Below are 20491 nucleotides of genomic sequence, written 5' to 3'. Positions count from 1 at the left end.
TCAGCGTCGCGCCAGCCGGTCGGCGGCGTGGACAGTGTGAGAGCTCGCGCTCGCGGCCAACATCCGCCCGTGGAGCGTGAGCGGGGCCCCACTCGCGAGCAGGCCCTCGGCCTCGTCCACGAGCGCGGCCCACCGAGCCAGCGCCCGCTCGAGCTCGGCGTCGACGCGCAGCTCGGGCAGCTCCGAGACCCACTCGAAGAAGTGGGCCTGGCGGTTGAGCTCGCTGAACAGCTCGCAGGCCGTGTCGCCCGCGGGGCAGCTCGTGAAGCTCTCGTCGTGGCGGTAGAGCTGGCCGTCGGGCGCCATCGCGGCGAGGTCGTTGGCGAGGCGCTGGTTCAGCGCCCAGCGCAGGGCCGAATCCTCGTGGCCGTGGAGGGCTTCGCAGATCGCAATGCCCTCGAGCTCGTGGGTCCCGGCCTCGGTCGCGAGGCTCGAGGGCAGCGCGTCGGCTCGCAGGACCTCGCGCCAGGCGGAGCCCTCGAGCTCGGTCGTCGAGAGGTAGCGACACGCCGCGCTGCGAACCCAGCCGAGCTCGTGATCGTGCTCGGCCTCCATCGCGTTCCAGTGTCCGACGCTCGGGTCAGCCGCGTCGTCGAGGGTCTGGGTCAAGAGCTCGTCGATCGACAACAGCTCGCCGTCGCTCAGCAGCAGCGAGTCCGTGCGCGGCACGTCGAGATCGGCCGCGAGGGCCAGAAACTCTCCGCGATGGAGCTCGCGCAGCGCGTCCCACGACATGCTCAGCTTCCAGTGCTGCCACAGCGAGCCTGTGCCCTGGCTTCGGGCGCAGTCGCGGCCGCAAGCCAAGAGCTTGTGCGAGGTCGAGGAGGCCGCCTCGTCGAGCCAGATCTCGCGGGCCTCGACCGCCTCGACCGCCGCTCGACCGCCGCGCTGGATCTCGGCGACGGTGGCGTCGAGCTGCCCCCGCTCGGCGAGCGCGGGTTCAGAGCTGTCCTCGGTCCCCGCCGCCGCCGGGCGACACGTGATCGAGAGACCCGCGAAGACGAGGGCGGTACACACAGGGGAGAGCTTGGACATGATCTCGAGGCTCGAAGCTGGAGACGTGAGGAGGAGGCCCGCTCGGACCTCCTCCAAAGTGAGGTCAGAGGGTCGGGCAGGCGTCCAAGGGCGGGAAGCAGGTCTGACCGGAACCGCCGTCGCCACCGGCCTCGCCACCGGCCTCGCCGCCACCGCCACCCGGCAGACCGCCGTTGTCATCGCCGCAGCCGCCGATGTGCTCGCCCCACCAGCTCAGGCACTCGAAGGGCGACTCGCACGGAAGCTCACCCTCGGTGCCCGCTTCACCACCCTCGGCGGGTCCCTCTTCGCCGCCCTCGGCCGGTCCCTCTTCGCCGCCATCGGCCGATCCTTCGCCGCCCTCGGCCGGTCCATCGCCGCCATCGGCCGGTCCATCGCCGCCATCGGCCGGTCCATCTCCGCCGCCCTCCTCACTCTCGCCACAGGCCGTGTAGCCGCCACCTTGCCACCACTGCGCGCCATCGAGGATCCGCTTGCCGTAGTGCTTCTCGATCACAGGGTAGTCCTCGACCTCGGACACGGGCCCGATGGCCTTCTTCAAGGCCTGGGTCCGGACGCAGGTCTCACAGTTGTCGGCGATGAAGTGGACGTACTGGGCGAATTGCAGCCGCGTCCCCTTGGTGGAGAGGGCCTGGACCGCCTGCGGGCCGATCTCCTGATGGAGCTCTGCGACCCACTCGGCGGCGATGCGGGACTGCTGCGCCTCGACACAGGCCGCGCTCGCGCGGAAGTCCGTGCCGAGCTCGCCCTCCTCGGGCATGCAGGCGGTCAGCGTCGAAGTGACGCCCAGGCAGATGAGAGTGGCTTGGATTCGATTCATGGAGGTTCTGGTCGTGTTGAGGTTGTTGAGGTTGGGGTCCGTCTCGGACCCGCACCTCGCCCCTTGCCCCCGAGCTCGTCGGCGCTGACAAAAAATAAACGGCTCTTCCTCAGTCGCCCGCGACGATCGTCAGCTCGAACGCGATCGTCTGCCAGGTCGGCCAGTCGTCGAGCTGATCGAGATCTCGCGGGAGGCGGTCGGGCGGCGCGACCAACACGCGGAGGGTCCACTCGCCCGGCTCGAGCTCGATGTGAGTCGCGAGGAGCCCGCGGAGGCGGATCGCCCCCTCGGCCGAGATCTCGGCCTCGACCCTGGCCGCGAACACCCGCGCGCCGGTCTCGGACACCGCCACGAGCGCGACCGCGAGTGGCTCGCGGATCGGCTCGGCGGGCGTGAACACCCAGTCGATCGTGCTGTCCGCTCGGACCGTCGGCCGCTCGCCGCTCGGCTCGGCGCGCGAGCGGGCCACCCCACCTTGGAGGCGAGAGATCTCGTAGCTCGGGAGCTGCGCCAGCAGCGGATCCTCGCCGGTCTCGCCCAGCCCCCACCACAACAACAAGGCCGCCGCTGCGGCCGTGGCCAGCGAGGTCAGTAAGATCAGCGAGCGACGCGAGCTCGAGCGGGCCTGGGTCTCCTCGCCCGGACCTGCGCGGGTTCGGTGCACATCGAGCTCGATGACCCGGTCCGACGCGGCGCTCGGCGGCTCGTGCTCGTGCGCGGAGCCCTCGTTCTCGCCCTCAGCATCGACGCGCGCGAACAGGTCATCGAGGAGCGCGGCTCGCTCCGCGCCCTCGTACGGCGCCGGGACCTCTCGCTCGGACGCGTCCGCGTCGAGGTCCTCACGTTGGTGGCGCCCGAGCAGGCGCAGGAGCTCATCGTCCATGGTCCACCTTCTCCTTTGCCAACCGTCGAGCGGGCGATGACGGAGGGTTCACTGTGTGGGTGATTAAGCTCCGCGCGAGCTTGCGGGTCCGGTAGCTCCACGCGTTGACGGCCTGGCGCGTCATGCCCAGGGCCTCGGCGACCTGCTTCGGATCCCGCTCTTGCACGAACAGCAGATCGAAGAGCTCGACGTCTCGCGCGCTCATCTTGGCGTAGAGCGCGTCGAGCAGCGCGCCGAGCTCGTTGCGCTGCTCGAGCTGCCGCGCGAGGCCCTGGGCGCGGTCGTCGGCCGCCGGGTCATCCTCGATCGACCGCGGATCCATGGGCACGTCGGCCCACGGGTTGCCGCGGCGCTGGCCGAGGATCCGGGCGACGCGGCGACGGGCGACGAGGCGCACGAAGCTGTCGAGCGAGCGCCCGCGCTGCGGATCCCAGCGCCGCAGCTCCTTGGCGTCGCGCTCGAACAGGGCGACCAGAACCTCTTGAACCATGTCACGAAGCTCCTGTCCCGGGTCGCGGCCGGCGGCGGCGGCGTGGCGGCGGAGCACGAAGGCGACCTCGCGCTGGACCGCGTCGAGCAGGCGATCGGCGAGCCGCCGCCGGGCTCCGGACTCGTTGCCGAGCGCGGCGGCGACCAGCTTGGTGTCATCCTCGGCTGCGACCGTCGAGCTGCTTGACATGGTTCGGGCTGGACCCCGGCCAGTGTATCGCGTCCGCGCACGCGCGACCCAGCCAGGGCCAGGGGCCGCGTTCACGACCTCCAAGGTGCCAATCAATTTGGTGCTCGTCTCGCTTGAAGTCGATCGCTCGATTTCCCCCTTGGCGACGGGGCCGCGAGCGATGACGGCGGAGCCCTAAAATTGCAGACACCCGGACCAAAGCCCGGGAGACTGCCCCCTGGCCGCCTACGCCTGAACGATGGTCTTCTTGGTTGTGATGCCGCTGCGATGCCGCTGCGCCGCCGACAGCGGTGGGCGGCGTGGGCAGTAGCGATCACGACGCTCAATTGGTGCGTCGTCGACACTTCGCTGTCGGCCGCCCACGGCGTGGGGGTCAACGTCGCCTTCAACCTCGTCGCGCTGAGCTCGGTCGCGGTCCCGCTCGCGACGCTGACACCGTGGCTGCGATGCAAGAGCGCGGACGCGCCAATCGCGGACGCCCCGAGCGGTTGATCTGCCCGGGCGGCTGGGCGATCGTCGCCCCTCGTCATGCTCGAAATTCACCTGCGCGCGAGCGATCGACACGAGCTCGAGGCCCACGAGGACGACGCGGGCCACGGCTTCGACTGCGACCACCGCGGCTCCTTCAATTCGGCCGCGTCCGCCCACGCCCGCCAGCGCAGCCTCGAGTTCCTGACCACGCAGCTCGGCCCGGCCGCCTGATCCCACGGCCCACGAGGTACCCGGTTGCTGCTCCTGCGCCTCGTCCGACTGGCTCGCCGCGCCCGAGATCGTCGCTCGTTCGGCTTCGCTCTCGTCGCCGTGATGCTCGCGGTCGCGATCGTCGGCAACGCGGTCTGCTACCACAGCTTCGAGCGCGCGCTGGACCCGACGATCTCGTGGGGCGACTCGTTTTGGTACAGCGCGGTCTCGATCACGACGATCGGCTACGGCGACCTCGCCGCCTCGACCACGGGCGCCCGGCTCGGGACCGTGGTCTTCATCGTCCTGCTCGGGCTCATGAGCTTCAGCCTGTTCTTCGGTATGGTGCTCGACGCGGTAGCGATCGCGGTCAACAACGCACAAAAAGGACTCGGCCGGGCCATGGCCAAGGACCACATCCTCATCGTCCACTTCCCCAGCGAGCAGCGGGTCACCCAGCTGATCCAGGAGATCCGCAGCGACCCCGAGCAGGGCGCGTGCGAGATCGTGATCGTCAGCGACGCGATCGATGAGCTCCCGTTCACGCTGCCCGACGTGATCTTCGTCCGCGGCTCGTCCCACGACATCGAGACCTACGCCCGGGCCCGCGCGAGCGAGTGCCGGATGGCGGTCGTGCTGTCCCCGGACTACGGCAACCGCAACAGCGACGCGATCGTCGCGGCCGCCGTCAGCGTGATCGACCGGGTCAAGGCCGAGATCTACATCGTCGCCGAGTGCCTCGACGAGAAGCACCGCCCGCTGTTCGACTCGTGCAACTGCGACGCGATCGTGCTCGGCATGACGATCGCCGGCAACCTCCTGATCCAGGAGGTCCACGACCCCGGGATCGCCCAGCTGATCGAGGTCCTCAGCAGCAACCGACGAGGGACGACCCTGTTCTCGATCGAGGTCTACGACGACGGCGTCGCCTACAACGAGATGGCCCGGGCGCTGCTCGGGCGCTCGGTCAACGTCATGGCCGTCAACCGCGGGCTCGAGACCAAGACGATCCTCGACGGCCTCGACTCGAAGATCGGCGATCGCCTCGTCTACTCGGCGACCCAGCGCGCCGACTGGCACGGCCTCCGCGCCATGTCGGGCTGCTGAGCCCGGCTGAGCCCGGTCCCGAGCGTCGCCATCAAACCAGGTCGAGGCGGTCGGCGCCCCAGTAGAGTTCGGGGCCATCGGGGGTGTGGACGACGAAGGTCGGGGCCCCGAACACGCCGGCTTCGACGGCGGCGTTGGTCGCGGCGAACAGCGCGTCCTTGATCGGCTGCGTGCCAGCCTCGGCGATCAGGGCCGGGCCATCGAAGCCCTCGGCGTCGCAGATCTGCGCGACCACGTCGGGGTCGGAGATGTCGCGGTCTTCGGCCCAGTAGGCCTGAAACAGGGCGTGAACCAGGCGCCGGCCCTCGCGGCTCTCGTGGGCCCGCGCGGCGAGCGTGACTCGCAGGGCCAGGACCGTGCGCATCGGGAAGCGGGTCGGGAAGCGGTAGGGCGCGCCGGCCTCGGCGGCCTGACGCTCGAGATCTTTGGCCGTGTGCTGTCGCTTGGCCTCGTTTTGGGTGAACAGCGGCACGTCGGGGGTCCCGACCCGCTTGAACAGCGCGCCGAGCAACATCGGGCGCCAGCGGGCGCGCTCGCCGAGGAGCTGCTCGGCGCGGTGACAGCCGATGTAGGAGAAGGGGCTCGAGTAGTCGAAGTAGACGTCGACCGGGCCCTCGTTGGAGTCCGCGCGAGCGGGCCTCGCCTCGGGCGGGCGCCGACCGCTGCGCCGACACAGCAGGCGCTCGACCATCCCGAGGCGATCCACGCCCCAAAACAGCTCGGGCCCGGACTCGCCCTCGACCACGCAGGTCGGGACTCCAAACACGCCGGCCTCGATCGCCTCGTCGGTCCGCGCGCGCAGCTCCTGTTTGACCGCGGGGTCATCGATCTTGGCGAGCACGGCGTCGGCGTCGTGTCCAGACTCGCTGAGCACGCGGCGCAGCCCGGCCTCGGTCGACAGGTCGATGCCCTCGACCCAGTAGGCCCGAAACATCGCGTGCGCGAGCGGCGTGAAGGGCGGGCCGACGACCAGCAGCGCGCGCAGAGCCTCGACCGTGCGGATCGGGTGGCCCTTGGGCATGTGCAGCGGGACACCCGCGCGCGCGGCCTGACGGTGCATGTCGGCCAGGTTGTGGCGGGCCTTGGCGGGCGACAGCGTCTCGGACAGGTTTTGGGGCGTCGCGCGGGCCCGGAACACCCCGCCGAGCAGGATCGGGCGCGGATCCAGGCGCGCGCCGGCCCGCTCGGCGACGGCTTCGATCTGCGTCGACGCGACGTAGGCGTAGGGGCACGAGAAATCGAAGTAAAACCGCAGCGCGGGGCTGGCCATGAGCGCGAGCATAGGCCCGGCGGGCGCACCACCGGACGTGAATCGTTTTCGTTTTGTGGGTCGAGCCAAAGTGCGCTGACTCCCATCGCATCACACGCCGGGATGTTGCGGTCATCCCGACACCCAGATGTGTGCAGGGCGCAATCCCCGTGTTCGACCGCGTGTTGCACACACGCGCGCCCGGGAGGCGCCCCCGCCAGTGAACCCTCAGATAGCCAGTTTGGGCCGCAGATCCCCGAGAGCTTGTGTTTTTCGCCAACTAGGCTATGTTTGGGCCCGCGCTGACGGTTGCTGGGTTCGCGCTCGCTGTCGAAGATGTTCATCCTAGTGAAGCTTTCGACGCGACGCGCATCACCAAACTCACACCGCCCCTGAGACCAAACCGCGGTCACCGTGTCTCGGCGCCACGACCGAACGAACCCCACAGGAACCTCATGGACGCAGCCATCGACAGCGATGACACCCCCGATCAGGACGCGCTCTATCGCCACAGCAAACGCGATAAGTGGGGCGTCGCCGTGTTCCTCTGGGAGCGCGACGGCAAGCGAGCGTTTCGCTTCGCCGACGGCGAAGTTCGGGTGTTCAAAAAGGGCTTTTACGAGCTGATGGTCCCGGCCCCGACGCCGGCCGACGGCTCCGCCGACGAGCTCCGGGCCAAGGCCCGCGCGAGCCTCTCGGGCAAGAAGGTCGAGATCATCCCGACCGTCGGCGACCAGCTGGTCTTGCTGCTCAAGGACTACCCCAAGGGCTTCGCAGGCGACGCCTGGCGCGAGAAGCATCGCGGCGACGGCCGCAGGCTCAAGCGCCACCGCGACCCGGCGGTCAAGGAGGCCCGTGAGCTGCTCGCCGCCGATCGCATCGCCGAGCTCCACGAGCACGGCGACTACGTCGGCGTGCTCGCCTCGCTGGTCAAGGTCCTCGCCGGCACGGACCTCGTGCCCAGCGCCCACGTCAACAAGCTCCAGACGACGAACCCGACCAAGGAGTTCTCGCAGACGATCGCCAACATGGCCAAGGATCCGGCGGGCACGACCCTGCGCAGCATCCAGGCCGGCCTCGTCGGCGCCCGCGGGCCCGCGACCTCGTGGCAGATCCTGACCGGGGCCCTCGCCCTGCTCGCGCCCCACAAGCACCTGTGCGTGCGCCCGAGCGTGTTCGCGGTCCAGGGCAAGATCGTCATGCCGCGCTTCAACCCGCCCAAGCGCGCGAGCGAGGCCGCCTACCAGCGCTACCTCGACGTCGCCCGCCACGTCGAAGACGAGCTGACCGAGCTCGGCCACCCGCCGGTCGACCTGCTCGACCTCCACGACTTCGTGTGGATGACCCTGCGCCCCGCCGCCCGCGAGGAGCTCGAGCGCATCCACATTCAGAACAAGATCAGCACCAAGGCCGCTCAGGCTGCCCAGGCGGGTCAGACCGCCCAAGCTGGCAAGGGCGCCTCGCCCGAGGTCTGAGCGCCGCCGCAGCGGGCCCCGCAGCGGGCCCAGGCGCCGCCACCGAAGCCGCCGCTCGATGAGAGCTGGCGGCTTCGTCAATTCACAGCAGGTGACGGGCCTTGATCTCGAGGTAGCGGTTGATCAGCGCGGGCGTCAGCTCGCTCGGATCGACGTCGAGGACCAGCGCGCCGTGGTTGCCGAGCTTGCGGATCAGCTGGTCGCGCCACGAGATCAGCTCGGCCGCGGCGCCGCGAATGTAGAGGTCGAGCTCGGCCACGCGAGCCGGGCTCGCCGGCAGCTCGCCCGCGGAGCTCTTGCCCTCGAGCAGCGCGTCGACGTCGACGTCGCGGAACAGCACGATCAGCGGCAGGTGGCGCGAGGCCAGCCCCCGCGTGACCCGAACCAGCTCGTCCGCGGCGCGCTCGTCGATGACCTGGGTGAAGAGCACGACCAGGTTCCGCTGGCGCACGCGCAGGTTCAAGACCTCGAACGCGCCCTCGGGGTCGGGCTCGACGAGCTCGGGGTGCAGCGCGTAGCTGGCCTGGATCAGCTTCTGCACGGCCCGGCGCCCGGCGCCCGGCGACACGAAGGCCTGGACACTCTGAGCGTAGCTGAGCAGGCCGACCCGGTCGCCCCCGCGCGAGGCGACGTGGGCGAGCATCAAGGTCGCGTTGAGGGCGTGGTCGAAGAGCGAGAGCCCCGCGGTCTCGCCGGTCATCAGGCGGCCGCCATCGAGCACGAACATCAGGTTCTGGTTGCTCTCGAGCTGGTACTGGCGGGCGGTGAGCTTGCCGCGGCGGGCCGTGGCCTTCCAGTCGATCGAGCGAAACTCGTCGTCGCGGGTGTAGTCGCGCAGCTGCTCGAACTCCGACTCACCGCCGAGGCGCCGGGTCGTCCGCATCAACGAGTGCTGACGATCCTGGCGCGCGAGCAGCTCCCAGGTCCGGACCGACTGCACGTCGGGGTAGACCCGGACCGGGTGGTGGGCGGGGAACCGGACCTGTCGCTTCCACAGCCCGAGCGGGCTCGGATAGCGGACCACGATGTCGCCGAGGTTGAAGGCGCCGCGCCGACGCGGGACCACGCGGAAGCGCTCGACGGTCCGGGCGCCCCCGCGCAGCTCGAACTTCAGGGGCAGGTCGTCGGCCTCGGCCCGCTCGAACAGCTCACAGGTCAGCTCGACGGCGAGGCGGCGGCGCGCGCGAGAGCGCAGCTCGACGGTGACCGAGTTCGGCCGGCCGATCGAGAACACCTCGGGGGTCCGACGCGAGACCGTCAGCAGCTTGCGGACCGAGGCCAGCGCGTCGCCGGCCGCGAGCACGACCAGCGCGAGGTCGACCATCAGCATCGGCCACAGCATCGACTCGTCGAAGGGCACGATGCAGGCCAGGATCACCGGAACCAGGGCCAGCCACACCAGCGATCGCGCAGGGATGAGCATCGAGCTAGATCCCCCCCCGGCCGCCGCGCACCTTGCCACGCACGCCCGCTGCGCGGCCCCTCGCCCGCTCGCTGTGCTCCCTCGCTCGGTGGGCGTTCATGAGCTTCGCAATGAGGGTGCGTGGCCCCCCCTGAGGGGGGCTCGATGCGCGGAGAGCATGGCTCGCGCGGGGTGTGGGGGAATCCGACATCGCGACGCTCAGGCGGCGGTGCGGGGCACGGGGGCCTCGCGGAGGATGGCTTGGACGCAGTCGTCGGGGGTCGTGCCTTCGATCTCGGCGTCGGGGTGGAGGACGAGGCGGTGGCGGAGGATCGCGGGGGCGAGGTGCTTGACGTCGTCGGGGATCACGTAGGAGCGGCTCTCGGACGCGGCCCGGGCCCGGGCCGTGGTCAACAGCGCGATCGAGGCCCGCGGAGAGGCCCCGAGGTAGACCGAGCGCTGGGCGCGGGTCCGGCCGACGACCTCGGTGATGTAGTCGAGGATGCCCTCGTCGACGCTCACGGTCTGGGTCGCGGCCTGGAGCGCGACGAGCTCCTCGGCGGTGCAGATCTCGCGGATCCCGATCGTGTCGAGGTTGCCCGCGTCGAAGCCCTGGACGTAGTTGCGCAGGAGCGCCTTCTCGACCTCGCGGGTCGGGTGGTCGACGTTGATCTTCATCAAGAAGCGGTCGAGCTGGGCCTCGGGCAGGGGGTAGGTGCCCTGGGACTCGATCGGGTTTTGGGTCGCGATCGTGAAGAAGGGCCGGGGCAGCGGCCGCGTGGCGCCGTCGACGGTGACCGAGCGATCCTGCATGGCCTCGAGCAGCGCCGACTGGGTCTTGGCCGGGGCCCGGTTGATCTCGTCGGCGAGCAGCAGCTGGGTGAACACCGGGCCGGGCAGGAACATGAACGCGTTGTCCTGCTGGTTGAACACGTTGCCACCGGTCACGTCGCTCGGCATCAGGTCGGGCGTGAACTGGATGCGCTTGAACTCGCAGCCGAGGACCCGGCCGAGGGTCCGCACGAGCAGGGTCTTGCCGAGGCCGGGGACGCCCTCGATCAGCACGTGGCCGCGGGCACAGATCGCAAGCAGGACCTGCTCGACGAGCTCGTCTTGGCCGAGGAGCACCCGATTGACCTCGGTCCGGATGGCAGCAAAGGTGTGGGCGAACTGTTGGACGGTCATGATCGGGCGAGGGGGCGAGGAGAGGGCGAGGGGCGAGGACAGGGCGAGGGGCGAGGACAGGGTGAGGACAGCGAGGCCAGCGCGAGGCCAGCTCAGCGGGCGCCGCCGGTCTCGTCGAGGAGCTGGGCGAGCTCGCGCATGAGGGCCAGATCCCCGGGCCCGCCGCGGGTCGAGTGGCCCGCGGTCTCGCGCAGCTCGTGGGCCTGGACGAGGGTCTGCATGACCCGGCCTTCGTCGCGACCGGTCCGCGCGGCGATCGCCTGGGCGAGGGGGAGGAGCCCGCGGGCGCTGCCGGGCAAGAGCCGCTCGCGGAGGCGATCCAGGGCCCACGCGCTGTACAGCCCGGCGACGTAGCGAGCCGCGCGGGCCTGGGCGTAGCGCTGACCGAGGGTCCGGACATGCTCGGCGAAGGACCGTCGGCGTTGGCGCTGAGGGTCGCGCAGCCGAGCGAAGGGGACGCCGACCGCGGCGTAGAGCACGGCCAGGAACAGCAAGAGCTGGAGGAAGAGCGCGCCGAGCTTGGCGTTGCGCACGCTCTCGAAGGGATCGTCGGCGCCCGCGCCCGTGTAGCCGTTGACGAACTCGACCTCGTCGACCTCGGCGCTGCGAAACAGGTTGACCAGGAACGCGCCGTTGTCGGCCACGAGCAGCGCCGCGTTGGTCAACATGTAGGGGTCGGCGAACACGACGACCTGACCGCCCTCGTCGCCGAGCTGACGGCGGACGACGTAGGGCGCCCGCTCTGTCGAAGGCAGCTGGGTCAGCGCGGTGTCGGCCCACAGGTCGGGGCCGGGCCGCACGAGCAGCTCGTCGGTCTCGCCGCGGGCGCTCATGCGGACCTCGAGCGTGTACCCGAGCGGCGCGGCGTACTCGAGCTCGTCGAAGTAGGCGTCGTAGCCGTCGTGCTCGAGCGCGAGGGGGGTCTGTTCGGAGTCCCGGGTGGATTCGATGCCGAGGCTGCGCGGCAACGCGAGCGAGTTGGTGACGACCAGCATGCCCCCGTCGTCCTCGACCCAGCGCAGGAGCAGCTCCCAGTCCTCCTTGTCGAGCATGGCGCCGGCGAGCAGGACGATCGCCCCGTGGGTGCTCGACAGCTGCTCGATCGCCCCCGCGCGATAGCGGGCCTCGATGTCGAAGCCGAGCAGCAGCTCGCCGACCGCCCGCTGACCGCTCGGACCCGTGCCGAGCCCGGCCAGCGCCGAGCTGTCGGGCCGCTCGTCGGGATCGCAGGCCGTCTGGGCGCCGAGGCCGAGGGCCAGCGCGACGGCGAGGGCCGCCCGGGTCACGATTGCGACGACCTGGGCGCGGATCGTCTGGTAGCGACCGGCCTCAGCCGAGGCCGCGCCGAACTGGACCTGCTCGACCAGGCGCACGATCTCGCGGACCTCGCCGCGCAGCGGCGAAGTCAGGGCCCGGACGTAGTCGCCGTTGGTCTTCCAGCGATCGACGGAGATCAGCCCCCCACCCTCGAGCCGGCGCAGCAAGGCCGCGTAGACGTCGTTGATCGCGTCTTCGTGGCGCCCGGCCTTGTCCGCGAGCTCGGCCCGAGCGAGCAGGCGCTGGACGTCGGTCTCGACCACGCGCCGGGCCTCGGCCCGGGCGGCGATCAGCGACTCGCTGGCGTCGGGCTCGGGCTCGGGCTCGGGCTCGTCGCGCTCGGCGTCGCGGACGAAATTCTTGGCCACCGCGATCACGGCCCCGAGCCCGATGCCGATGAGCAGGATCCACATCAGGAGCTTGGCGAAGCCGCCGAGGTCGGGCAGCTCCCACAGGCTCTGCTCGCGCTCGCGCTCGCGGCGGGCGTTGGGGTTGGCCCTGTCCGGCTTCGTCTTCCCGACCTCCGTGCCCTCGCCGGCCGCGTACCCCGACGCGTCGGCGCCCGAGCCCTCGGTGTCCTGGGCGCAGACACGCTCGAAGCCCCGACAGTGGCGGTAGTCAGTCCGCGCGGCCAGCTCACACCAGCGCTGATCCCACGGCCTCGCCACGAAGCTGTTGTCGTCGGCGCAAAAGTAGTAGCGCCGCTGCTCGAAGACCTCCTCGACCTCGCGCGAGGCCTCGGCCGAGCTGGCCGGCTCGGCCGCGAGCAGCGAGGCCGCGAGGTAGAGCGAGACGCCCAGCATCAGGCCCGCGCCCCCTCGGGCTCGACGCGCAGCCCGGCCCGCGACTCGGCGGCCGCCGCCCCGCTCGCCTGGATCGCGGCCTGGATCGCCATGAAGCGCAGCTGCACGTCCCAGCCGTCACGCCGGGTCCGCAGGTCGACGTAGGCCAAGAAGCGCACCGTGGCCCAGTAGGGCACGGCCAAGAACAGCCCGAGCAGGGCGGCCGCCGAGCCGCCCTCGTCGAAGAGCGAGCCAAAGGGCCGCCCGACCTGGAGCACGAATTCGAGCAGGCCGTCGTTGAGCAGCGACTCGGCCACGAACACGAAGGCGGCCGCCGCGAGGGTCAGCATCAGCAACAGCGCGACCGCGCTCATGACGTTGCGGTTGATCATCCGCGACGCGCGACTGACCGCCTCGACCGGCCCGGCCTGCTCGAGCAGGCAGGCCTCGTGGATGTAGGTGCAGCGGCCCCACATCCACAGCGGCGGGATGACCAGGAAGAAGCCCAGGCTCATCACCCCGATCATCACGCGCGTGACGAAGAGCGCGCCGATGTAGGCCGGGAGCCGGCGAAGGTACTGGCCGAGGACCTCGGCCACGCTGACCTCCTCGGCGAACATCATGCGGCCGACCGCGACCGTGAACACGCCCTGGATCGGGGTCACGAGGGCCAGCGCCAGGAGCCAGACCAGCCCCCAGTCCCAGCCGAGCCCCCAGCGGGCCGCGAGGGTCAGGCCCCAGGCCGGGAGCAAGGTCAGGGCCCCGAGCTTGGCGTAGAGCTTGGCCGCCGGGTCGGTCGCGAAGCGCAGGGCGAGATCGAAGATCTCGCTGAGGTTGCGCGGGCGCAGGACCACGCGGGCTTCATCGAGCTTCATCGCGAGGCCCCCGCCCCCTCGGGCCGAGCGCCCACGGGCCGAGCTCCGCGCCTGCGCCGGCCCCCGAGACTCAGCCACGCGGTCACGAACAAGATGAACACGCCCGAGGCCGCCCACTTGAGCTCGGGCGGCGCCGCCGAGGGTGACCAGTAGCCCTCGATGACCGCCGCGATCACCAGCATCGCGGCCGCGCCGACGATCAGGTGGCCGAGCTCCTTGCCCTGGGCCCTGAGCGAGCCCATGCGCGTGAGCCCGTCGGTCTTGACCAGCGCCCAGCCCATCTGGAGCCCGGCCGCGGCCGAGATCACGACCGCCGTCTGCTCGAAGGGCCCGTGGCCACAGACGAAGGTCAAGATGTTGCCGCCGTGGCCGGCGCGGATGACCCAGCCGATGACCACGCCGATGACCATGCCGTTGTAGATCGAGTAAAACAGGCTGCCGAGGCCGAACAGGATCCCGGTTGCGAAGCAGCGAAACGCGATCCCGACGTTGTTGAGCACGTAGAACCCGGCCATCTGCGAGTCCTCGTGGACGTCGCGGCCCGCGTAGAAGCCCTGCTCGTACATCGACTCCATGCGCGCGAGGGTCTGGGACGGGAGGACCGTCTCGGCGAACTCGACCGAGGCCAGGGCCCCGAGCATGCCCAAGATGAAGGGCAGGTAGAACAGTGCGTTGGCCAGGGCGAAGAACTGCCAGCGGCGGCGCAGGGTCCGGGGGAAGTCGCGGACCAGCAGCTCCCACAGCCCGGCGAGGCGATAGGCCCGCGTGCCGTACAAGAGGTTGTGGGCTCGGCCCGCGAGGCCGTCGAGGTAGCGCACGACGTCGGGCCCGAACTGGGCCCGCGCCCGCATCAGATCCGCGCACACGCTGCGGTAGAGGCTGGCCGCGCGCGAGATCTCGGCCGGCGCGCTGCGGTGCAGCTCCTTGCCCAGGACCAGCAGCTGCTCGAGCTCTTTCCAGCTCGCGCGCCGACGCGCGATGAACTCGTCTTGGCTCTGGCCGGCGCTCATCGCCGACCTCCCCCAGGTCGAGTCGGGTGGGGCTGCTCGACCGGGGCGATCGTCTCGTGACCGAGGGCCCGGGCGTAGATCAGGCCGAGAAAGCGGACGGGGTCCTGGTAGCTGACGGCCATGCGCTCGGCGAGCAGCGGCGCGAGCAGCTCGGCCAGCTCGAGCTCCCGCAGCGGCGCGAGGGTCCCGCGGCGGCGCAAGAGCAGCTCGATCGCGTCGAGCTCCTGGCGCGAGACCGGCGGCCGCGCGGGCATGGCCTCGAGCTCGGCCGGGGTCGGCGGGGGATGGAGGTGGAGACGCTCGCTGATCCGGCCGGGATCTTCGACGACGACCACGGTCCCCGCGACCATGTCGCCGAGGCGGCGAAACATTGGATCCCGGGCCATGACCACGAGCCCGACCGAGTAGCCGAAGGGCAAGAAGTCCGCGGCCCGCAGGAGGTTGCGCAGGACCGAGTCGAGGACCGTGAGCGAGTGGCCGTCTTGGCCGACGACGCGCAGCTTGAGCGCGCGCTTGCCCGGCGAGCGCCCGCTCCAGATCGTCTCGAACAGCACGTAGTAGAACCAGTCGAGCACGAAGTAGAACACGAACAGCGCGCCTATCGACATGCCGTCGAGCCCGGTCGCGGTGTCGACCAGCATGACCACGACGCCGACGACGAGCAGGACCCCGCCCCGGATCAGCAGGTCGATCAGGTAGGCCAGCGCTCTGCGGGTTGGCCCCGCGAGCGGATAGTCGAAGCGAATGTGCTCGGGCGTCTCGACCTGCGCGGTGGTGTCGAGCGCAGGACCACGAGCTACTTGAACCGCCGAGCTCACAAGACGTCCAGGGTGGCCGGGCCCAGGACCCGCGTCAATAGCAGAGTCGATCGCTGACCGAGCCGGAGTCCCAGGCCGGGATGATCTGGTGAGAGGCCATCACGTCGTTGGTCGCGAGGTACTCCTCGGCGTGGAAGCTCTCGATCCCGAGCTCGGCGGGCTCGTCGGCGGGCTCGTCGGACGCGATCTCGTAGTATTTGAGAATTTTTCGGGGCTCGAGGCGCAAAAAGACCCGCTGTTTGACCAGCGGGCACGCAAGAGCAGTCGCCGAGAGCTCTCGCTCAGGGGTTTTGGTTGTCGGCGGCGATGCCGAAGAGCCAGTCGCTGTCGGTGAGCGGAGAGTGACAGCCGATGCAGCCCATCAGGTCCGGCCCGGTCCCGGTCAGCTCGCCACCGAGGACGTCACCCATGCCGAACCACCAGTCGTTGGAGCTCTCGCTGTAGCCCTCGGGACCCTTGTACATGATCGTCCCGCCGCCGGGCTGGTTCATGTCGTCGAGGTGCTCCTTGACGATGATCGCCCCCGCGGGGAACTCCGGGGACATCGGGTCCGAGGGATCGATCGCCTTGTACTGGTCGGCGATGTCCGCGGGCACCCAGACGTTGACCGTGGCCATGCCACCGTCGTGGCCGGCGCTCTGGAAGGGCGCCGCGTTGATCAGCACCCAGCTCTGGTAGCCCATCGCCTCGGCGATGATCGCCGCCTCGTCGACGCCGCCAGGGTCACCGTCGCCGTCGCCGTCGCCGTCGCCGTCGCCGTCGCCGGTCGTGTCGCCAGTGCCATCGCCGTCGCCGTCGCCGTCGCCAGTCGTATCGCCCGTACCGTCGCCGTCGGCCATGCCGTCGTCGGAGCACGCCGGAGCCAGGAGGAGCAAAGCCGCAGCCGAGAGTAGAGTCAGAGGAGCCGTAGAGTTGATGCGCATGTCGTTTTTCCTGATCAATCGGGTTGCGAGCGCGGCAAGTGCCGGGAAGTGCGCCCGCTGCCAGCGCCAACGTTGCCCCCGACGCGAGTGTTTCGCGCAGACGCGCGCGACCATCGATTGATCGATTGATCGATTGGTCGATTGATCGAAAGACCGCTGACGCAGCCGATCAACCGATCAAAACAAGCCCAGCTGGGTGGCCTCGGAGTGGGCGCTCACGGTCGCGCCGATCGACTCGAGCCACGCCCGGCCCTCGGCCGCCCACTCCGGATCTCCACGCAACAACACCTTGGGCCCGCCGCAGTCGATCCAGTAGCGAGCCAGCGCCTTGCGATTCATCCGGCCCGGACACGCCGCGTCGACGAGCTCGACGCCGGGTCGCTGCCCCGCCCAGCGCATGGCCTCTCCGCGCACGGCCTCGGGCGCCGCGATCAACACGGCCGTGGAGAACTCGCGACGGTCGAGCGACGCGGCCCCGATCGCGTCTTGGGGCCACAGCAAGAGCGCGGCCTCGGCGTCGAGGTCGTCGAGGTAGGGCGCGAAGCGGGGGTGAGCATCGAGGGCCAGGGTCCGACCGACGACGTCGGCGACCTGCCGGGCCGCGACGGCGCTAGGGACCAGCAACAACACGCTGCCGCCGAGCTGCGCGAGGGTCTCGAGCCCGCGGACTCCGATCTGCCGACCCGGGTTGTCGCAGGCCCAGCCCGGCTGGGCGCGCAGCAGCAGCCAGTCACAGCGGTGGGGGCTGGCCCGCGGTCCGAGGGCCCAGGTGTAGAGCACGTGCGGCCGGCCCTCGCCGCCCGGAGTCCGGGGGCGCATGCTCAGCGACGAGCCCCCGAGCGGCAGGCCCGAAGCGACGGCCTCGAGCACGAGGCGCCCGACACCAAACTCCCGGCCCCACTCGACGACCACCGCGCGGGCGAGGGACGCTCGCTGGCTCGGCGAGAGGTTGGCCAAGGCGAGGGCCATGATCTGCTGCCGATGAGCGATCCACGGGCCCGGGACCAGCCGCGACGCGGCGCCGACGTGGGTCAAGAACGCCGTGCGCTTGCCATCACACAGATCCACCGCGAGGCGCTCGCGGGTGAGCATCGCCTGGATCTGCTGAACTTCATCGGCGAGCGCGTCGGTCATGGCTCGTCTCCGCTCCGGGCCCAGCGCGGCACCTCGATGCCCGCCGCTCGCTCCCGCCGCGCCCGGGCTCGGGCCGCGCGAAAAAAATTCTTGAGCAGGGTCGCGCAGTCTTCGGCCAGGACCCCGCCGACGACCTCGAGCTGGTGGTTGAGGCGCGGATCTTCACACAGCTGGTAGAGGCTGCGGACCGCCCCGGCCTTGGGATCGTGGGCGCCGTAAACCAGCCGCGCGATCCGGGTGTTGACGAGCGTGCCCGCGCACATCGGGCAGGGCTCGAGGGTCACGTAGAGGCTCGCGCCGTCGAGCCGCCAACGCCTGGCCTGGCGACAGGCCTCGCGCATCGCGACGACCTCGGCGTGACCGGAGGGGTCGTGATCCTGCTCGCGCTTGTTGAACCCGGTCCCGAGGATCCGCCCGTCGCGAACCACCAGAGCCCCGACCGGCACGTCACCGCGCTGCCCGGCCTCCGCGGCCAGCTCGATCGCCAGGCGCATGTACGCGAGATCCGCCGCCGTGGGCTCGATCGCCACCTGTGCAGGATCGCCCGCCGAGGCCCGCGGCGCAAACAACCGGCTCCCGGGAGCTGGCCCGGGCCCAAAAAAGCCGAGCCCCTCCTGGTCTGCCTTGACCAGGAGGGGCTCTCGCGCACCCAGAAGGATTCGAACCTCCGACTTTCGGTTCCGTAGACCGACGCTCTATCCAGCTGAGCTATGGGTGCATGGGGTTGGTTTGTCTCGCGCGGCCCGGGTCCATAGCAGCCGACTCGCGGCGACGCAAGGACCCCTCGATCATGGGGGCCACAAGAGCAGGGAGAAGGCGACGGCGTTGTGGCCGGCGTGAACCGCCATCGCAACCCACAGGCGCCCGCTGAGCAGGTAGCAGGCGGCGAATACGAGCCCCAGCCACACGTAGATCGCCACGCCTACGGGGTTCCAGTGGGCAAGTGAGAACGCCAGCGCCGGGAGGATCCACGCGAGCGTCAGGCCCGAGCGGTGCAGCAGCCGGCGAAAGAACATGTGACGAAACAGCCATTCCTCCGTCAGAGGCGCCAAGACCACCGCCGACACGGCGAGCAGCGCCAGCTCCCAGGTCTGGCCCCGCGCGACGAGCTCGACGATCGCCTCTTGCTCCTCGACCGCGGTCTCGAGCAGCTGCTCTTGGATGAAGCCGAGCACCGCGCTGCCGGCGAGCGCGACCACCACCCCGGCCAGCGCAATCAGCACACACACGCCCGCGCGCTTGCGCTCGGCCGGGCTCACCAGCGGTCGCGCCGGGCCCTCGCTGCGCCCCAGCAGCCTCTCGAAGCCCAGGTACGCGGCCCCAGCGGTGCCGATCAAGACCGGACCCGCGACGATCCCGGACCACGCGGCGCCCTCGGGATCGGGGATCACGCCAACGGCCATCAGAGCGATCAGCGCCGCCATCCCGACCATGAAGGACAGGGCCAGGAGCAGCACCTCGGTGCTCGCGTGCATGACGAGCTCGAGGGGCTTGGCGTCATCGGGCGGACGTTGCGCGGGCTTGCTCACGATTGCTTCGCCCCCAGAGTGTGCCGGCCCTCGCCGGGTCCGGCAACACGCCCCGCACCTTGCAAGCGCGAGCCAATACCGCTAGCTTCGGCGACCCCAAGGAGCCATGACCGAGTGGCTGAAGGTGCAGGATTGCTAATCCTGTGTAGGGGAAACCTTACCGAGGGTTCGAATCCCTCTGGCTCCGAAGCAGGAAGGCCTTGAATGGTTACCATTCAAGGCCTTCCTCTTGGTCTCGAGCCCGGGACCGTCTCCCCCGGCCCCCCTACATCGCGAGGGGGACGCAGGTGGAGACGCCGGCGCCGACGATGCGGATCGGCGCCTGCTGGACGACGTTGGTCAGCATCTTGGTGTCGTCGTAGTCGTAGTGCGTGACCTTCGAGACCAGCTGGTTCTGGTCGGACTCGGTGAACATATAGAAGTCACCGCCGTAGAACCCGAACGCGAACGCGTTGGTCAGGCTCATGTTGAGCTGCTCGGTGTCGACGACGCTGGCGTCGGACTTGTCGTACTCGATGAGCTTGGCCGGGCTGCCAGCGAAGGCGAAGAGGCGGCCGTCGCCGGTGCCGGTCAGCTCGCCGCCGTCGTAGTTGATCGGCCCGATCTCCTCCATCATCAGCTCCTGCGCGTCCATGCGCCCGAGCCGACCGACGTTGTTGCCCTCGCCGAACCCGCCCTGACCGCTCCAGCTGTGGGTGTAGAGCTTGTCGCAGGGGTCGAACTGGCTGTTGGACACGAAGCCCATGCCGAACTTGTCGAAGTCCAGCTGCCCGGGGGCGTAGCCGGGGTCCGCGCACATGTTCGGGTTGTTGACGTCGATCGTGTAGATGTCGTCGTTCTGGAACATCACGAACGCGACGCCGTTGCGGTCGACGGACATCGAGAAGGTGCTGTTCTGGGGGCAGCCGAGCGCGTCGGTGATCTGGTTGAAGGAGAGATCCTCGGGGTTGAAGCTCCACAGCTCGGCGTCATCCGAGAGCACGTAGATCAGATCGGTGTTCTCGGCGCACAGGCAGATCTCGTTGTCGCCGTCGCCGTCCCCGTCGCCGTCGCCGTCGCCGTCGCCGTCGCCGTCTCCGTCCCCGTCTCCGTCTCCGTCGCCCGTGTCGCCGTCCCCGTCGCCCGTGTCGCCGTCGCCGTCCCCGGTGTCGCCATCGCCGTCCCCGGTGTCGCCATCGCCGTCTCCGGTGTCGCCGTCCCCGTCGCCGGGATCGCCGTCGCCGTCGCCGGGATCGCCGTCGCCGTCACCTTGATCGGCCGTGCCTGACTCGTCGTCGGCCGTGCTGGTGCCGCCGGTCTCGGCCGTGCCCGCGGTCTCCTCAGCTCGAGTCTCTCCCTCCTCGACGTCGTCGCCGCAGCCGACGAGCAAGAGAGGGGCGCAAAGGGAGATCGGAACCAGCCAGTTGAGTCGCATGGCCGGAGTCTATCGGACTCGGCGACCGCGCGCGCGCGGCCCGGATCCACGCCGCCGCGTGCGGCGCCGGCCGACCCCAAGCAACATCACGCCGAGGCCAAAGAGCGTCCCCGGACCGGGCGGTCCATCGGCCCCGACCGTGCACGCACACCCCTCGCCGCCCCCCTCATCGG

General features: G+C 70.3%; 22 protein-coding genes and 2 tRNA genes. 5 read left to right on the top strand and 19 right to left on the bottom strand.

The window, feature by feature from the left end; translation table 11 throughout:
• From ENSA5_RS26725 to ENSA5_RS26710, 4 genes are all read right to left on the bottom strand, one after another.
• Positions 1 to 1035, bottom strand: coding sequence for a hypothetical protein (locus ENSA5_RS26725; protein ID WP_146156159.1), 1035 nt, complete (start codon positions 1033 to 1035; stop codon positions 1 to 3).
• Between the two features lie 64 nt (positions 1036 to 1099).
• On the bottom strand, positions 1100 to 1855 hold the full coding sequence (locus tag ENSA5_RS26720; protein WP_146156158.1) for a hypothetical protein: 756 nt from the start codon (positions 1853 to 1855) through the stop codon (positions 1100 to 1102).
• A 109-nt stretch (positions 1856 to 1964) separates the two neighbouring features.
• Positions 1965 to 2738 carry a hypothetical protein gene (locus ENSA5_RS26715; RefSeq protein ID WP_106394519.1) on the bottom strand — a complete coding sequence of 258 codons (774 nt, stop codon included), beginning with the start codon at positions 2736 to 2738 and terminating at the stop codon, positions 1965 to 1967.
• Entirely contained in the window at positions 2728 to 3417 is a 690-nt protein-coding gene (locus ENSA5_RS26710; RefSeq protein ID WP_106394518.1) for a sigma-70 family RNA polymerase sigma factor, read from the bottom strand. The genes ENSA5_RS26715 and ENSA5_RS26710 overlap by 11 nt, the downstream gene beginning before the upstream one ends.
• A gap of 267 nt (positions 3418 to 3684) precedes the next feature.
• Here ENSA5_RS26710 and ENSA5_RS26705 point away from each other — a divergent pair, with 267 nt between their 5' ends.
• From ENSA5_RS26705 to ENSA5_RS26700, 3 genes are all read left to right on the top strand, one after another.
• On the top strand, positions 3685 to 3909 hold the full coding sequence (locus ENSA5_RS26705; protein WP_106394517.1) for a hypothetical protein: 225 nt from the start codon (positions 3685 to 3687) through the stop codon (positions 3907 to 3909).
• Between the two features lie 36 nt (positions 3910 to 3945).
• Positions 3946 to 4119, top strand: coding sequence for a dienelactone hydrolase family protein (locus ENSA5_RS36420; protein ID WP_146156157.1), 174 nt, complete (start codon positions 3946 to 3948; stop codon positions 4117 to 4119).
• 102 nt (positions 4120 to 4221) lie between these two features.
• Positions 4222 to 5205, top strand: coding sequence for a potassium channel family protein (locus ENSA5_RS26700; protein ID WP_146156156.1), 984 nt, complete (start codon positions 4222 to 4224; stop codon positions 5203 to 5205).
• Positions 5206 to 5236: 31 nt separating this feature from the next.
• On the opposite strand, the gene ENSA5_RS26695 is transcribed toward ENSA5_RS26700, so the two are convergent.
• Positions 5237 to 6475: a 2-hydroxychromene-2-carboxylate isomerase gene (locus tag ENSA5_RS26695; RefSeq protein WP_181198175.1), complete on the bottom strand. Its 1239-nt coding sequence runs from the start codon at positions 6473 to 6475 to the stop codon at positions 5237 to 5239.
• 434 nt (positions 6476 to 6909) lie between these two features.
• Between ENSA5_RS26695 and ENSA5_RS26690 the strand changes: the two genes are divergently transcribed.
• Positions 6910 to 7929 (top strand): hypothetical protein, encoded by a 1020-nt coding sequence (locus tag ENSA5_RS26690; RefSeq protein ID WP_106394514.1) that lies wholly within the window; start codon positions 6910 to 6912, stop codon positions 7927 to 7929.
• A gap of 82 nt (positions 7930 to 8011) precedes the next feature.
• On the opposite strand, the gene ENSA5_RS26685 is transcribed toward ENSA5_RS26690, so the two are convergent.
• The 12 genes from ENSA5_RS26685 to ENSA5_RS26630 form a co-directional block, all read right to left on the bottom strand.
• Positions 8012 to 9352 carry a DUF58 domain-containing protein gene (locus ENSA5_RS26685; protein ID WP_106394513.1) on the bottom strand — a complete coding sequence of 447 codons (1341 nt, stop codon included), beginning with the start codon at positions 9350 to 9352 and terminating at the stop codon, positions 8012 to 8014.
• A 198-nt stretch (positions 9353 to 9550) separates the two neighbouring features.
• Positions 9551 to 10516, bottom strand: a complete 966-nt coding sequence (locus ENSA5_RS26680; protein ID WP_106394512.1) for an AAA family ATPase — start codon at positions 10514 to 10516, stop codon at positions 9551 to 9553.
• 92 nt (positions 10517 to 10608) lie between these two features.
• Complete coding sequence (locus ENSA5_RS26675; protein WP_106394511.1) at positions 10609 to 12636, bottom strand: DUF4350 domain-containing protein; 2028 nt, start codon at positions 12634 to 12636, stop codon at positions 10609 to 10611.
• On the bottom strand, positions 12636 to 13490 hold the full coding sequence (locus ENSA5_RS26670; RefSeq protein ID WP_106394510.1) for a hypothetical protein: 855 nt from the start codon (positions 13488 to 13490) through the stop codon (positions 12636 to 12638). The genes ENSA5_RS26675 and ENSA5_RS26670 overlap by 1 nt, the downstream gene beginning before the upstream one ends.
• The gene (locus ENSA5_RS26665; protein ID WP_106394509.1) at positions 13487 to 14500 is read right to left on the bottom strand and encodes a stage II sporulation protein M; all 1014 of its coding nucleotides are present in this window, start codon (positions 14498 to 14500) and stop codon (positions 13487 to 13489) included. The genes ENSA5_RS26670 and ENSA5_RS26665 overlap by 4 nt, the downstream gene beginning before the upstream one ends.
• Positions 14497 to 15318, bottom strand: coding sequence for an RDD family protein (locus ENSA5_RS26660; protein WP_106394508.1), 822 nt, complete (start codon positions 15316 to 15318; stop codon positions 14497 to 14499). Before ENSA5_RS26660 ends, ENSA5_RS26665 begins: the two co-directional genes overlap by 4 nt.
• A 34-nt stretch (positions 15319 to 15352) precedes the next feature.
• Positions 15353 to 15544 (bottom strand): hypothetical protein, encoded by a 192-nt coding sequence (locus ENSA5_RS26655; protein ID WP_106394507.1) that lies wholly within the window; start codon positions 15542 to 15544, stop codon positions 15353 to 15355.
• 55 nt (positions 15545 to 15599) lie between these two features.
• Positions 15600 to 16193, bottom strand: coding sequence for a hypothetical protein (locus ENSA5_RS26650; protein ID WP_146156155.1), 594 nt, complete (start codon positions 16191 to 16193; stop codon positions 15600 to 15602).
• A 225-nt stretch (positions 16194 to 16418) separates the two neighbouring features.
• Positions 16419 to 17375 carry a hypothetical protein gene (locus tag ENSA5_RS26645; protein ID WP_106394505.1) on the bottom strand — a complete coding sequence of 319 codons (957 nt, stop codon included), beginning with the start codon at positions 17373 to 17375 and terminating at the stop codon, positions 16419 to 16421.
• Positions 17372 to 17905: a tRNA adenosine(34) deaminase TadA gene (gene tadA, locus ENSA5_RS26640; RefSeq protein WP_308726576.1), complete on the bottom strand. Its 534-nt coding sequence runs from the start codon at positions 17903 to 17905 to the stop codon at positions 17372 to 17374. Before tadA ends, ENSA5_RS26645 begins: the two co-directional genes overlap by 4 nt.
• Positions 17906 to 18019: 114 nt before the next feature.
• Positions 18020 to 18093, bottom strand: a tRNA-Arg gene (locus tag ENSA5_RS26635).
• 70 nt (positions 18094 to 18163) lie between these two features.
• Positions 18164 to 18904 (bottom strand): CPBP family intramembrane glutamic endopeptidase, encoded by a 741-nt coding sequence (locus tag ENSA5_RS26630; protein ID WP_106394504.1) that lies wholly within the window; start codon positions 18902 to 18904, stop codon positions 18164 to 18166.
• A gap of 100 nt (positions 18905 to 19004) precedes the next feature.
• Between ENSA5_RS26630 and ENSA5_RS26625 the strand changes: the two genes are divergently transcribed.
• Positions 19005 to 19091 (top strand) — tRNA-Ser (locus ENSA5_RS26625).
• A gap of 78 nt (positions 19092 to 19169) precedes the next feature.
• On the opposite strand, the gene ENSA5_RS38310 is transcribed toward ENSA5_RS26625, so the two are convergent.
• Both ENSA5_RS38310 and ENSA5_RS39840 read right to left on the bottom strand, forming a co-directional pair.
• Complete coding sequence (locus ENSA5_RS38310; RefSeq protein WP_181198174.1) at positions 19170 to 20318, bottom strand: hypothetical protein; 1149 nt, start codon at positions 20316 to 20318, stop codon at positions 19170 to 19172.
• A 9-nt stretch (positions 20319 to 20327) separates the two neighbouring features.
• On the bottom strand, positions 20328 to 20491 hold a 164-nt coding region (locus tag ENSA5_RS39840), incomplete at its 5' end, for an MYXO-CTERM sorting domain-containing protein (RefSeq protein WP_146156154.1).

Origin of the sequence: Enhygromyxa salina (assembly GCF_002994615.1) — a bacterium.
Taxonomy (GTDB): Bacteria; Myxococcota_A; Polyangia; order Nannocystales; family Nannocystaceae; genus Plesiocystis; species Plesiocystis salina_A.
Note: the sequence above shows the minus strand (reverse complement) of the source record. Positions and strands in the feature narration are given on the sequence as shown.